A 12,736-nucleotide genomic window follows, 5' to 3' on the forward strand; every position below is an offset into this window, starting at 1 on the left:
CTGTTTTTTCAGTGCTAGCGGTGGTGATGCCCGGCTGCAAAGGTCATGCTGCGGGATGTCGCAACGGTGAGCACGCCCGCTTGGGTGTCTGAAGCCGTGGTGTATCAGATTTTTCCCGATCGCTTCCGGCGCAGCGGCAGGGTGAAGGCGCAATCCAGCCTCGTCTTGCAGCCCTGGGGCACCAGCCCTCAGCAGCAGGGGTTTCAGGGGGGGGATCTTTACGGCGTGATCGAGGCTCTCGATCATCTGCAGGAGCTGGGGGTCACCTGTCTGTATCTCACCCCTGTGTTCAGTTCAGCGGCCAACCACCGTTATCACGCCTACGACTATTTCCAGGTGGATCCTCTTCTGGGGGGGGATGCTGCTCTGGATGCCTTGATCAGAGCGCTGCATGGCCGCGGCATGCGTCTGATCCTCGATGGCGTGTTCAATCACTGCGGCCGAGGCTTCTGGGCCTTTCACCACCTGCTAGAGAACGGCCCATCGTCCCCTTACCGGGACTGGTTCACCGTGCATCGCTGGCCCCTGATCCCTTACCCCCGCAAAGGACAGTCTTGCGGTTACAGCTGCTGGTGGAATGATCCGGCACTACCCAAGTTCAACCACGCCAATCCGGCGGTGCATGACCATCTGCTGGCGGCGGGGCGGCACTGGCTTGAACGCGGTATCGATGGCTGGCGCTTGGATGTGCCCGATGAGGTTCCCCATGGGTTCTGGGTTGATTTCCGCGGCATGGTGAAGGCCGTCAACCCCAACGCCTGGATCGTTGGCGAGATCTGGGGTGACGCCCGTCCCTGGTTGCAGGGCGATCAGTTTGATGGCGTGATGAATTACCGCCTGGGCTGGAGCAGTCTCTGTTGGGCTGCTGGTGCCAGGTTGAGGCCAGGCGATCGCAACCCGATGTATCCGCTCAACCGCCTGAATGGTGAGCAGTGGATTGCCTGTGTGAACCAGACCTTGGGTTGGTATTCCCCCGAGGTGAACGGCAGCCAGCTCAACCTGCTCGACAGTCATGACGTTCCCAGGGCCTTGCACACCCTGCGGGGGGACGCCAAAGCACTGCGACTGGCGTTGCTCCTGCTCTGCCTCCAACCTGGAGCTCCCTGCCTCTACTACGGCACGGAGGTGGGGTTGAGCGGAGGCCCAGAGCCCGGGTGCCGTGAGGCCTACCCCTGGTCGGGACCCGTCCCTCAGGACCTGCAGCCAATGGTGAAGGACCTGTTGGGTTTAAGACGCTCTCTCGCTGGCCCCATCGCTGACGGCTGGACCTGGTGCGTGCAGGGAGACGAGGGATTGCTGGGGCGGTCTCGCCGCAGCCCCACGGTGTCGGTGCTGATCAACCGCAGCCGCCGTCGCCGCCTCGCGTGCCCGGAGAACGTCGACAGTGTTCTCTGGGAGGCCGGCACGTTTCACGTCAACGATGGCGTACTGGCCCCCCAGTCAGCTGTTGTGTTCTCCTCGGTGCCCGGAGAAGGAATTGAAGCCCTTGTCGAGACTTGAACTCGAGACCTCTCCCTTACCAAGGGAGTGCTCTACCGCTGAGCTACAAGGGCATGTGGTGGATGGGCCGGGTTGGATTTGAACCAACGTAGGCAGAGCCAGCGGATTTACAGTCCGCCCCCATTAACCACTCGGGCACCGACCCGAACCACACTGGAAGAACTTACCAGCCCATCTGACCTGGGTGGTCGATACGATCAGGACCCAGCGTTCCTGCGGGTGATGCGTCTGCTGCTGCTCAATGGCCCCAACATCAACCTGCTGGGTCAGCGGGAGCCTGGGCTTTACGGGCACCAGACGCTGTCGGACATAGAACTGCGTTTGAGAGATCAGGCCTCGGAGGCTGAGGTGCAACTCGAAACGTTTCAAAGCAATTTCGAGGGAGCGTTGGTGGAACGGGTCCATCAGGCGATGGGCTCGGTCGACGGAATCCTGATCAATGCCGGTGCTTACACCCACACGTCCATCGCCCTGCGCGACGCTCTGCTGGGGGTGGCGATTCCATTCGTGGAAGTGCATCTGAGCAACATTCATGCCCGCGAGTCCTTCCGGCACCACTCCTATCTCGCCGACCGTGCCCTGGGTGTGGTGTGTGGATTCGGCGCCTTCAGTTACGACATGGCTTTTGATGGCTTGGTGAACCACCTCAGGGGAGTGGAGGCATGAGCCACGCCAGTTCAACGGTGAACCGCTCAGGCTCATCGATTGCCTCGATCCGCTGGTTGGCAGCTCCCACGAGTGAGCGCTGGGTTGAACAGGCCAATGCCAGGCCTATGGAGGTGTTGATCGACCATGCCCATTGCGAGCGCAAGGCAGCGGGATCGGCGGTTCAATTGATGTTCCGCTACCTCTGTGAACCAGGCCTGGGCGAAGTTCTCAGCCCTTTGGCGCGGGAAGAGCTGGAGCATTTTGAGCAAGTGCTTGCGCTCCTCAAATCCCGTGGCCGTTATCTGGAACCACTTCGTTCTCCTGCCTATGGAGCCCTTCTGGCCAAGCAGGTGCGCCGGGGAGAGCCCGAGCGCATGCTGGATTCCTTCTTGATCGCAGGCTTGATTGAGGCCCGCAGCCACGAACGCATGGCGTTGCTGGCCCAAAACAGTCCGGATCCGGGTTTGAGAGAGCTCTACGGAGGCCTTTTAAAAAGTGAAGCGCGTCACTTCGGTCTCTATTGGGTGCTGTGTGAGCAGCGCTATTCGCGCGATGTGATCATTCCTCGGCTCGAACAGTTGGCTGCTGCAGAGGTTGATGCACTGAAAGGGAATCTGAGCTGCTCTGAGGACGTGCGCATGCACTCGGTTGGTGTGATTGCCTAACGCCTGAAGGCCAGATCAATTTTGTTGGGTTTTAGAAAAATGTGCTGCCAGTGATCCAAGCCTGGAAGGGGGCTCTGGCTCCTTCCAGGATGGCCAGGTAGCTCGTGCTGAAGATGCCAGCAAAGGTGATACAAACTCCGACTGCAATCAACAGCTCGTAGAGATTCTGGGTGCTGTTTGTTGCAGGTCTTGGAAGGGTGCGACGACGAGCCATGGATTCTCCTATGCCTCTTTGTTATGAACATCATTCCTCGGCTGCGCTATTGAGACGAGTGAATGTCAATAAGTCATTACCTTGTGAAGGCCTGTGAACCAGTCATCTCTTGATTTTGCGAGAGATGAAGATTGTTGTTGATTGTTCTCGGGATTATGAAGTCTTTTGTGGTTTCTTGCGGCCGCTTCCGGGTGGACGGCTTGCGCGCCTCGCCAAAGCCTTCTGTTTGCAGTTCTTCGGGGGGCGAGGTCGCTGCTTCGCAATGGTTCGCCACTCGCGTCCAAAAGAAGTCTGAAGAGATCCGCCAGTGATCGAGTGGCAGTTCTAAAATTGACCCAGTCACCGTTGTTTGTCGCGTGTCTGACCCCGTAACAGCTGTTGCCGACTCCCTGCAAGCGCTGCGCAATGGCACCACCGATGAGCAGTGGGAAGGCTTGAAGGCCAATCCCCTAGTGCGCGATCTGATCAGCCGTTGTGCCGATCTGGAAGCAGCCTGGCTTCTTGGCGATCCAGAGTCTGTGGGTACCTCCCGCGGCCGCCAAGAGAAGGGGCTGAGGTCTTCGGTGGATGCTCGTTTGCTTCTTGCGGCTTAGCCCCTGGCGCGTTCAGGGGTGAACGGTTTCTGCTGGGTTGGCTTGTGAGCTCAAGAGCCTCGGGAACCTCTCAGCAATCGGATCGTTTGTGAAGTTGGCGACCCATCCGCTGGGGTTGTTGGAAAAACGGATTGCGCAGAACCAGGGCCTTTCGCCCATGTCGAACCAATGCCGGGTTCCAGCCGGAACGCTGATCCAGTCGTTGGCTTCGCACGTCACCAGAAGCACCTCATGGCGGATGTGAAGGCAAAACAAACCCCGTCCCTCCACGAAGAGACGCACTTCGTCTTCGGCGTGGGTGTGTTCACTGAGAAACTTTTGGCGCAGGGCCTGGCGATCCGGATGATCAGGCTTCATGCGGATGGCATCAACGGTGGGGTAATCGCCGAGGGCCTGGATCCGGTGAATCTCCTCGGCATAGGTCGAGAGAATGACGGCCTGATCGGCATCAAGCGCGAGCTCCGCTTTGCTCGCGCAGCGATCAAACGCAATGCCTCGCAGGCTGAGCTCGTGTTGGATGCGCGCCGAATCCACCGTGCTGAAAACCGGCTCGCCTCCCTGTTCGGAATAGATGCTCAGCTCACTCATGGCTTCAAACCCTGTCTGGGGTGTTCTCGTTGCACTTGTTTCAGCATGCTGGAGCGGTTGTCGCCTGCGTTCAAACGTTGCTCAAACCTTCAGGGTCATCGTCGAATTCCCTCACGCTTGTGGGTGTAGGCCCCGGAGATCCGGAGTTGCTCACGATTGCCGCTGTGCGGGCTGTGGAGCAGGCGGAGGTCGTGGCCTATCCCGTGGGCCGGGAGGGAGGCACAGGCATGGCGCTCACCATTGCCGAGCGTTGGCTGAAGCCTGATCAGCAACGTTTGCCCCTGTTGTTTCCAATGGTGGCGGAAGCGGGGCCCCGGATCGATGCATGGCGCTGTGCTGCTGATCGGCTGGCTCAGCTGGTGGGGGAAGGTCGTCGGGTCGTTCTTCTTTGTGAGGGTGATGTCTCCCTGTTCGCGACCGGTAGTTATGTACAGCTGGCCTTGCGCGAGCGCCATCCCGATCTTCCTTTCCGTTTGGTTCCCGGTATTCCTGCGGTCTGTGCGGCCGCCGCTGCCGCGCCATCGCAGGGCTTGGATCTGCCGCTGGCTTTTCAGCAGGAAGGCTTACTCATTCGTCCTTGCCCCGAGTCCAGCGCTCCACTGGAGGCCCTTCTTCAGGTGGCTGAAGAGAACCACACTGTGCTTGGCCTGATCAAGGTGGGGATGCGCTGGCCTTGGGTGCGCACCGTTCTGCAACGGCGGAATCTTCTCGAACAGGCTGTGTTTGCTCAGCGGGTGGGTTGGCCTGATCAGTGGATTGCCCGCGCAGCTGAGGTGTCTGAGGAGACGAAACCCTATTTTTCTCTTCTGCTGATTCGACAGTTCTGGCCCCAAGTGTTGCCTTGATCGCATCCTTCCCCTCGCTGACCCCTCTGCAGTGGTTGGCGCTGGCGCATCCGGTGTTGATCATCCTGTTCGTGTATCCCGTGATCGGTGCCACCATTCGATTGGGCATCCTGGCCAGGGAGCGGCGGCTTCAGATCAATCCCATTGCTGCCACGGTTCCCGTTGAGCATGCGGATCACGGCCGTTGGGCCACCGGGGGATTGCTGCTGGCCGTGCTGCTGGCCTTCAGTCACGCCTTGGCCTCAACGCAGGCCGGTGTGCTCCTTTGGGGCAAGGCGGCTGTGGCCGCCTCAGTGGCCGTTGGTTCGTTTGCGTTGCTGCTGCGCTCCAGGCGCCTGGTGCCAAGGCTGATCGCGGCCTGGGGCTGTTGGCTGATGCTGCTTTTGATGGCGCTGCAACCTCTCCCAGGTGCTGCCGAGGCGCTCGGGGAGACCATGATTTGGCACTCCCATACCTGGGGCGGACTGCTGCTCCTGGCGCTGTTGCTGCTCACCATGGCCGTTCAGAGGGAAATCGCTTCCAGGCTCTGGCTTCGCCGGATGCACGTTCTGGTGAATGGGTTGGTGGCGCTGCTCCTGGCCACCCAGGCCATCAGCGGCACCCGCGACCTTCTGTTGCACTAGGCCGCAGCTTCAACCAACAGGGCCTCCCGAATCGGTAAGGGAAGCCTGCTGCATCAGGCAGCGCTGAAAGGGACGTCTCGATGGTGCCGTGAACAGCCTGGCCAGCAGAACGGCCAGGGCTTTCCATTCCGGAGGGGCCATGCGATCGCGCCAGCAGTTCGGACGGCAGAACAGCCAGCGGATCAGCTGCTTGCGCTCCAGGGCGCTCAAGGGGCCCCAGCGGACCGCCAATCCCAGTCCGCTTGCCATCTCCAGTTGCACCGGCAAGGGGGGGACCTCCTTGCACCAGCAGAGGGTGGTGCTGGCCACCAGGGGTGTTGTTTTGGCGTGCAGTAGCAGCTCGGCACCGCTTTCACTGATGGCCTTGAGGGTGCAGGCATGGCGATGGCCTCCAGCATCTTGAAGCCAGGCCATGCTGTCGATGGCCTGCCATGGTGACGGATCCAGGGACGGGGGGTCCCAGCAGGCGCGCAGAGCGATCACGAGGCTCAAGAGGTTGAGCACAGCCCACACAAGGCCAAGAGGGCGACCGTCGAACGCGGCGGAATCCAGAGCGCTTTGCGGTTGGAGCAGACCGCGGAGATTGAACAGGTTGAGGGCCAGCAGGGCCAACAAGGGAAGCGAGAGTTGCACGCTCCAGCTGCCCCGATCGCGCCGCTGGTGCTTCGGTGTCACCTTGAACCCACCCAGGCGTCCCATCAAATTCGCCAGCACGGTCACCGTGAGTGGAACGGTGAGCACCCAGCCGGTGAGTTCGCTCAGGAACGCGGTGCGCGATCCGCGGTTCAACCAGCCCACTCCCATCAAGAGCGTCGCCCAGAGGGGCAGCAGCAGACCGACGGCATCGTCTGCGCTGATCAGGATCGGCACGGTCCCGAGCAGTCCGTAGCTCAGGGGCATGAGCATCAGCACCAGGCGCGGCAGGTTGTTGATCCAGTGCACAACGCCCTCGAGATACGCCACCCTCTGCCAGGGTGTGAGGCCACCTCCACGCAGAGGCCCTTCCGGTAAGCGCAGGCTCTGCAAAGTGCCGCTTGCCCAGCGCTGCCGCTGGCGCACGAAGTCCGCCATGGTTTCTGCTGCCAGACCGGCGCTCAGCTTTTGTTGCAGATAGAGGAGGCTCCAGCCCTTGCGTCGGAGGTTGATTCCGGTGACGAAATCCTCTGAGATCGCCTTCTCCACAAAACCACCCACGGAGTCGAGCGCGGAGCGACGGGCCAGAAATGCCGTGCCTGCGCACACCACCGCCCCCCAGCCGTCACGGACCGGTTCGATCCAGCGGTAGAAGCTTTCCTCATCGGACAGCAGCCAGCGTTCCATTCCCAGATTCCGCATCACGGGATCGGCGTTGATGAAGGTTTGAGGCGTCTGCAGAAGCCCCACCTTGGGGTCGAGAAGAAAGCCGATGCTGTTCTCGAGGAACGTGCTTTGAGGAATGAAATCGGCGTCGAAGACGGCCACGAGTTCTCCCCGGCACCGGCGCAGACCATGGTTCAGATTCCCTGCTTTGGCGCAGGCGCGGACCGGTCGATGCACATAGGCGCAGCCGTATTGCGAGGCCAGGGCTTTCACCTCCTGGCGTCCGCTGTCATCCAAAACCCACACCTGGGTGTGGGGATAGGTCTGGTGACAGCAGCCGATCAGGGTTCTCTCCAGAACATTGATCGGTTCGCCGTAGGTGGGCACGAGGATGTCCACCGTGGGAGTCCATGAGCTGTGCTGCCATTGCTCCCGCAGCTGATGCATGGCTGGTCGGCGGTCGGGGAAGCGGCGCCAAGCGAGCACCAGCGGCACCATCCCGCTCAGCAGCAACCAGCCCTCCGCTGCCAGCAGCAGCAGGCTGAGGGTTGTGCTCAGTGGGGTGCTCAGATTCAGGCTCGCGCTGACCCTCCACAGCAGATAGCGCAGGCTGAGGACGCCGATCAGAACAATCAGGCTTCGTCTGCGCCAGATCGGACTCAATGGCTCCGGCGTCCGGCTCAGCCAGGCCGGCCAAATCAGAACCAGCAGTGGCAGCCAGCTCACGCCAACTGGTCCTGCTGCCGGCGCAACAGGCTGAGGGCTTGATCCGGGGTGGGTGCTCGCATCAGTTGCTGGCGAAACTGGGACGCTCCGTTGAACCCAGTGCAGGTCCAGCTCATGTGTTTCCTGGCGATCAGCAAACCGTGATCGCCACGAGCAGCCACGAGGGCCTGGAGCTGGTCCGCCGCAATCGTGAGGCGTTCACGCGCTGAGGGCGTCGGCGGAACCGGACGCCCCTTGAGCGCTGCGTCGATCTGACCCACCAGCCAGGGAGCACCCATGGTTCCCCGGCCGACCATCACCCCATCGGCGCCTGTGATTTCAAGGCATGCCCGGGCATCCTCTGGGCTGAACACATCGCCGTTGGCGATCACAGGAATCCGCAGCGTGCGTTTCACTGCCGCGATCGCCTCCCAGTCGGCGCGACCGCTGAAGCGTTGTTCCCGGGTGCGGCCATGCAGGGTGAGCAGCTGAGCTCCGGCCGCTTCCAGCCTTCGGCACCAGGCCATGGCCGCGGCGTGGTTGTCTGCTGTTTGAGGATCACTGCACCAGCCAAGGCGTGTCTTCACGGTGACCGGGATGCCGACGGCGGCCACCACGGCCTCCACGATGGAGCAGGCCAGGTCGGGATCACGAATCAGGCCGCTGCCCCCGCCCTTTCGCGCAATCTTGCGCACCGGGCAGCCCATATTGATGTCGATCAGAAAAGCGCCGGCAGCTTCAGCCCGTCGCGCCGCATCCGCCATCGACTCAGGCCTGTGATCAAACAGCTGAACACCGATGGGCCCAGCCTCCTGTTGGAGCTCTTCCACCTTCCCGCGGCCATGACCCAGCTCGAGGCTGGTGGCATTGACCATTTCGGTGAAGAGCAGCGCATCACGGCTCCAACGGCGCACCAGAGCTCGGAAAATTTTGTCGCTGACGCCGGCAAGCGGTGATTGCAGCACTCTGCTTGTCAGCACACGACACGCGCTGCTGCCGCTCAGATGCAGATCCGAAAGAAGGTTCGGGGGCATCGAACGAAGACCGTTTCCTTTCATTCTGGCCAATCGGCGCAGATGTCTGGCTCAGGCCACCGACTCATCCAGCCCCAGCCGTTGACGGCTGCGACGCGCGTGCGACTCGATCGCGTTGCGCAACCAAGCTTGCGTCGACCAGTCCTCCTGCGTCGCCAGTCGTTCCACGTCCTGCATGAGGTCGAGGGGCAGCTGGAGCGTCACACTCTGGATACTGTGGGGGCTGGCCGGACCTCCTTTGGGAATCGCGTCGAGATCGAGCACCTGCACTTTGAGCACCTGCAGCCTGCTGCCAGGGCGCGGATGACGCCGACGCACCTGACGGATCGAGAGCCTCACCCTGCTTCCCACGCGAATGCGTTGGACGGCGCTGCGGCTCAGGGGCTGATCGCGGCGGTCGGAGAACACTGGTGTGCTGCTCCCGTGTTCGGCACTGAAGCTGAAGGTGACGAGCCCATCGTCGTTCCAAGGCGCACTGGGGCCTTGCTTTGGATCATGGGATGCCACGAGGCGCACATGATCGCGCTTTGCCGCTTTCATCACCTCGCGGGGGAGGCGGAAGACCAGCTTTTGAAGGTGCGCGTTCCCGTGCAGGGTCGTGGCGGCCTCGAGAGAGGTGTCAAACACATACATCCCTCGAAGGTAATGGACTCTTTAAGGGGTTGCTAGGGCGATCGGCTCGCGTTTGTGCACAAGTTTTAGGCTCGGCCGCATGGAGGATTCCCTGTCCTGGCCCTTGAGCCGGTCGCTTTTAGACGCAGTGCTTGCAGATCGTCTCAGTGACCGTTTGGTGGCTGAATTGGTCTGGGAGCGTCTGGGGTACCGGCGCCAGTGCGATGGGGATGCTCCGTGGTTGGCCGGGCCGCAAACGCCGCAGGCCTGGCGCGATGCATTTCCTGAAGCTCCAGAGGTGGTGGCCACTCGGCTGGCTTCGGTGGCTCTCACCCGGTCGATTGCGCGAGAACACAAGCAGCTGTTGAAGGAGCAGCTGCATTTCGCGGGCTATCGCATCGGTGAGCTGTACCCCCGCAGAACGCGCCGGGCGACGGTGGTGAGTTGGTTGTTGGCCTGGCTCGCTGCTCGCGGGGATGTCTTGCCGGCGGACGGCGCTCTCCCCGAGCTGCTCGAGCCCCCGGTGAACCCTGTGCAGGGGCATCCCGGAGACGCCCCGGTTGGCTGAGCCTCAAACCTGGATGATCACCTTCGTTCCCTTGCGGGTGTTGTCGAAAAGCCAACGGGCCTGAGCCGTGGGCATGCGCACGCAGCCGTTGCTGCGGGGCACTCCGAACGACTGGCCCGCGTCCTCTTGCCAAGGGGCGCCGTGCATGCAGATCAGCTCGTTGGCGGTGATGCACATGGCGTAGGGAACGCCCGGCGCCACGTAATTGCGCCCGCGCATGGTGACAGAGCGATATTTTGTGAGCACCGAGGCATGGCCAGTGGGGGTGGGGGTGGACGCTTTCCCCGTGCTTACAGGGATCACCCGCACGATGTTGTCTTGAGGATCCAGAACGGTGAGCTTTTGCTCGGAGAGATCCACGACCAGGGTGGCAATCAGGTCCAGCATGGTGGCGTGACAGCGGCGGTACTGCACCATCGCTAGCTGTCTCAATTGAGACTTATTAGTCTTCCTTGGAAAGAATTCCCATTCGCCCGGCGGTTGCGGGGCGCATCAGCGTGCCTCTGTACTGTCAAGACAGTGTTTGCATCGGTCTGACTTGGCGCGTCCCGTCGTGGCGATCATCGGGCGCCCCAACGTTGGCAAGTCCACGCTGGTCAATCGCCTCTGCCACAGCAGAGAAGCGATTGTGCACGATGAACCCGGTGTGACCCGTGACCGCACCTATCAGGACGGCTACTGGGGTGACAGGGACTTCAAGGTGGTGGACACCGGCGGGCTGGTGTTCGATGACGACAGTGAATTTCTGCCTGAGATCCGTGAGCAGGCGGCCCTTGCCCTCGAAGAAGCCAGTGTCGCCCTGGTGATCGTGGATGGTCAGCAGGGGGTGACGGCTTCGGATGAAGCGATCGCCGAATTTTTGCGCGGGCAGCGTTGCCCCGCTCTGCTTGCTGTGAACAAATGCGAGTCGCCGGAGCAGGGGCTGGCGATGGCCGCCGAGTTCTGGAGTCTTGGCCTGGGAGAGCCATACCCCATCTCTGCGATTCACGGGGCTGGAACGGCCGAGCTGTTGGATCAGGTGCTCACCTATCTGCCACCGAAGTCTGAGGAAGGTGACAGCGAGGAGCCGATTCAGCTCGCCATCATCGGTCGCCCCAACGTGGGCAAGTCGAGCTTGCTCAATGCCATCTGCGGTGAGCAACGGGCGATCGTGAGTCCGATCCGCGGGACCACCCGCGACACCATCGATACCAGTCTCGTGCGTGAGAACAGGCCCTGGCGCCTGGTTGATACCGCTGGCATCCGCCGCCGCCGCAGTGTGAATTACGGCCCTGAATTCTTCGGGATCAACCGCAGCTTCAAGGCCATTGAGCGCAGTGATGTTTGTGTGCTGGTGATCGACGCTCTCGATGGCGTCACAGAGCAGGATCAGCGGCTGGCCGGTCGCATCGAGGAAGACGGGCGCGCCTGTGTGGTGGTGGTGAACAAATGGGATGCCGTGGAGAAGGACAGCCACACCATGACGGCCATGGAGAAGGAGCTCAGGGCCAAGCTCTATTTCTTGGACTGGGCTCCCATGCTGTTCACCTCAGCGCTGACAGGCCAGCGGGTGGACAGCATCTTTGCGTTGGCCGCTTTGGCTGTGGAGCAGCACCGCCGCAGGGTCAGCACATCGGTGGTGAATGAGGTGCTGAAAGAAGCCTTGAGCTGGCGGAGCCCGCCCACCACGCGAGGGGGCCGCCAAGGCCGCCTGTATTACGGCACCCAGGTCGCCAGCCGCCCTCCCAGCTTCACGTTGTTCGTGAACGATCCCAAGTTGTTTGGCGACACCTATCGCCGCTATGTGGAACGACAAATTCGCGAGGGTCTCGGCTTTGATGGCACACCGTTGAAGTTGTTTTGGCGCGGCAAGCAGCAGCGCGATGCCGAACGGGATCTCGCGCGTCAGCAGAACCGCCAGGGCTGAGGGGCATGGACTGGCTGCGGCAAATCCCGATTGGGCAATACGTGGATGGCCAGGAGGGATGGCTGCGTTGTCTTGATCCCCGGCTCAAATTTGCCTGGGTGTTGATGTTTCTGCTGACCCCTGTGCTTGCGGGACCGATCTGGAGGGTCGGCCTGGTGCTCGGCCTGCTTCTCGTGACTGGGGTGAGCGGTTTGCCACCGCGACTGTGGTGGCGTTCTTTGCTCGTCCTTGCAGCGCTGGGATGTGGCATTGGTCTGTTGGCGATGCTGTTGCCCACCGGAGACCCAGGGGCCTCGCTGAGTTTGCGCTCAGCCCGTGAGGTGCCCGGGCTTCTGCTGCAGGCACCGTCCTGGGAATTGCTGAAACTTGGCCCCCTCCAGCTGGGGCCGATCCAGCTCGGTCCATTGGTGGTGGACCGGCGTTCCGCCGAACTCGGCCTGAACAGCGCAACGCTGATTGTGACGGTGGTTCACAGCGTGAATCTGATGTTGCTCTCGACCCCAAGTGAAGATCTGATGTGGGCTTTGCGTTGGTGGTTGGCTCCGCTGGCTTGGCTGGGAGTGCCGATGGACAGGCTGAGTTTTCAGCTCTTGCTCGCCCTTCGCTTCCTGCCGCTGGTTCAGGAGGAGTTGCAGAACTTGCTGCGCTCCCTCGCAAGTCGTGCCGTGAATCTGCGACGTCTTGGCTTTAAGGCCTCGTTTGGCCTTGTGCTGGCTGTTGGTGAACGGCTGTTGGCCAACATCCTGCTGCGCGCCGAGCAGGGCGCTGAGGCGCTGCTCGCGCGGGGCGGTGTCTGGTTGCCAGCGGAAGCGTTTCGGCCAGGTTCTGTCTCTGCTGCCGCAGGCCAGCGGGCTCTCAACTGGTTGTCGGCCTTGCTGTTGGTTCTCGTGATCGGTCTGCGTGGCAGGTACGGTGACCTTTGAATCACGCAATGAG

Annotated in this window: 15 protein-coding genes and 2 tRNA genes; 9 read left to right on the forward strand and 8 right to left on the reverse strand. The window is 61.7% G+C overall.

From position 1 onward, the window contains the following. Positions 1–45 precede the first annotated feature (45 nt). Positions 46–1,500: a glycoside hydrolase family 13 protein gene (locus SynBMKMC1_RS03185; RefSeq protein ID WP_186472678.1), complete on the forward strand. Its 1,455-nt coding sequence runs from the start codon at positions 46–48 to the stop codon at positions 1,498–1,500. Here the strand turns inward: SynBMKMC1_RS03185 and SynBMKMC1_RS03190 are convergent. After that, positions 1,482–1,553 (reverse strand) — tRNA-Thr (locus tag SynBMKMC1_RS03190). The genes SynBMKMC1_RS03185 and SynBMKMC1_RS03190 overlap by 19 nt on opposite strands. Before the next feature lie 10 nt (positions 1,554–1,563). Continuing rightward, positions 1,564–1,645 (reverse strand) — tRNA-Tyr (locus tag SynBMKMC1_RS03195). A 77-nt stretch (positions 1,646–1,722) separates the two neighbouring features. Here SynBMKMC1_RS03195 and aroQ point away from each other — a divergent pair. Further along, positions 1,723–2,166 (forward strand): type II 3-dehydroquinate dehydratase, encoded by a 444-nt coding sequence (gene aroQ, locus SynBMKMC1_RS03200; protein WP_186472679.1) that lies wholly within the window; start codon positions 1,723–1,725, stop codon positions 2,164–2,166. Then, a complete protein-coding gene (locus SynBMKMC1_RS03205) occupies positions 2,163–2,813 on the forward strand; it encodes a tRNA-(ms[2]io[6]A)-hydroxylase (RefSeq protein WP_186472680.1) in 651 nt (216 codons plus the stop codon). The genes aroQ and SynBMKMC1_RS03205 overlap by 4 nt, the downstream gene beginning before the upstream one ends. 31 nt (positions 2,814–2,844) lie before the next feature. Here SynBMKMC1_RS03205 and SynBMKMC1_RS03210 read toward each other — a convergent pair whose 3' ends face one another. Continuing rightward, a complete protein-coding gene (locus SynBMKMC1_RS03210; RefSeq protein ID WP_186472681.1) occupies positions 2,845–3,027 on the reverse strand; it encodes a hypothetical protein in 183 nt (60 codons plus the stop codon). A gap of 356 nt (positions 3,028–3,383) precedes the next feature. On the opposite strand from SynBMKMC1_RS03210, the gene SynBMKMC1_RS03215 reads away from it, so the two are divergent. Beyond that, on the forward strand, positions 3,384–3,620 hold the full coding sequence (locus tag SynBMKMC1_RS03215) for a hypothetical protein (protein WP_186472682.1): 237 nt from the start codon (positions 3,384–3,386) through the stop codon (positions 3,618–3,620). A gap of 12 nt (positions 3,621–3,632) precedes the next feature. On the opposite strand, the gene SynBMKMC1_RS03220 is transcribed toward SynBMKMC1_RS03215, so the two are convergent. Continuing rightward, a complete protein-coding gene (locus tag SynBMKMC1_RS03220; RefSeq protein WP_186472683.1) occupies positions 3,633–4,208 on the reverse strand; it encodes an acireductone dioxygenase in 576 nt (191 codons plus the stop codon). A 119-nt stretch (positions 4,209–4,327) separates the two neighbouring features. On the opposite strand from SynBMKMC1_RS03220, the gene cobI reads away from it, so the two are divergent. Together cobI and SynBMKMC1_RS03230 are read left to right on the forward strand one after the other, a co-directional pair. Further along, the gene (cobI, locus tag SynBMKMC1_RS03225; RefSeq protein WP_186473299.1) at positions 4,328–5,053 is read left to right on the forward strand and encodes a precorrin-2 C(20)-methyltransferase; all 726 of its coding nucleotides are present in this window, start codon (positions 4,328–4,330) and stop codon (positions 5,051–5,053) included. Then, positions 5,053–5,676, forward strand: coding sequence for a DUF4079 family protein (locus SynBMKMC1_RS03230; protein ID WP_255486367.1), 624 nt, complete (start codon positions 5,053–5,055; stop codon positions 5,674–5,676). Before cobI ends, SynBMKMC1_RS03230 begins: the two co-directional genes overlap by 1 nt. Positions 5,677–5,685: 9 nt before the next feature. Here SynBMKMC1_RS03230 and SynBMKMC1_RS03235 read toward each other — a convergent pair whose 3' ends face one another. From SynBMKMC1_RS03235 to SynBMKMC1_RS03245, 3 genes are read right to left on the reverse strand one after another with little or no spacing between them, the layout of a single operon-like run. Further along, on the reverse strand, positions 5,686–7,701 hold the full coding sequence (locus SynBMKMC1_RS03235) for a glycosyltransferase (RefSeq protein ID WP_186472684.1): 2,016 nt from the start codon (positions 7,699–7,701) through the stop codon (positions 5,686–5,688). Next, a complete protein-coding gene (gene dusB / locus SynBMKMC1_RS03240) occupies positions 7,698–8,714 on the reverse strand; it encodes a tRNA dihydrouridine synthase DusB (protein WP_186472685.1) in 1,017 nt (338 codons plus the stop codon). Before dusB ends, SynBMKMC1_RS03235 begins: the two co-directional genes overlap by 4 nt. Before the next feature lie 51 nt (positions 8,715–8,765). Beyond that, positions 8,766–9,347: a hypothetical protein gene (locus SynBMKMC1_RS03245; protein ID WP_186472686.1), complete on the reverse strand. Its 582-nt coding sequence runs from the start codon at positions 9,345–9,347 to the stop codon at positions 8,766–8,768. Positions 9,348–9,426: 79 nt separating this feature from the next. Between SynBMKMC1_RS03245 and SynBMKMC1_RS03250 the strand changes: the two genes are divergently transcribed. Beyond that, positions 9,427–9,894: a DUF1823 family protein gene (locus SynBMKMC1_RS03250; protein ID WP_186472687.1), complete on the forward strand. Its 468-nt coding sequence runs from the start codon at positions 9,427–9,429 to the stop codon at positions 9,892–9,894. A gap of 3 nt (positions 9,895–9,897) precedes the next feature. Here the strand turns inward: SynBMKMC1_RS03250 and SynBMKMC1_RS03255 are convergent, their stop codons facing one another. Continuing rightward, a complete protein-coding gene (locus SynBMKMC1_RS03255) occupies positions 9,898–10,281 on the reverse strand; it encodes a L,D-transpeptidase (protein WP_041428764.1) in 384 nt (127 codons plus the stop codon). Positions 10,282–10,432: 151 nt separating this feature from the next. On the opposite strand from SynBMKMC1_RS03255, the gene der reads away from it, so the two are divergent. Continuing rightward, positions 10,433–11,800 carry a ribosome biogenesis GTPase Der gene (gene der / locus SynBMKMC1_RS03260; protein WP_011932480.1) on the forward strand — a complete coding sequence of 456 codons (1,368 nt, stop codon included), beginning with the start codon at positions 10,433–10,435 and terminating at the stop codon, positions 11,798–11,800. Positions 11,801–11,805: 5 nt separating this feature from the next. Beyond that, on the forward strand, positions 11,806–12,723 hold the full coding sequence (locus SynBMKMC1_RS03265) for an energy-coupling factor transporter transmembrane component T (RefSeq protein ID WP_186472688.1): 918 nt from the start codon (positions 11,806–11,808) through the stop codon (positions 12,721–12,723). The last annotated feature ends 13 nt before the right edge of the window (positions 12,724–12,736 follow it).

Origin of the sequence: Synechococcus sp. BMK-MC-1, assembly GCF_014279955.1 — a bacterium.
Classification (GTDB): Bacteria; Cyanobacteriota; Cyanobacteriia; order PCC-6307; family Cyanobiaceae; genus Synechococcus_C.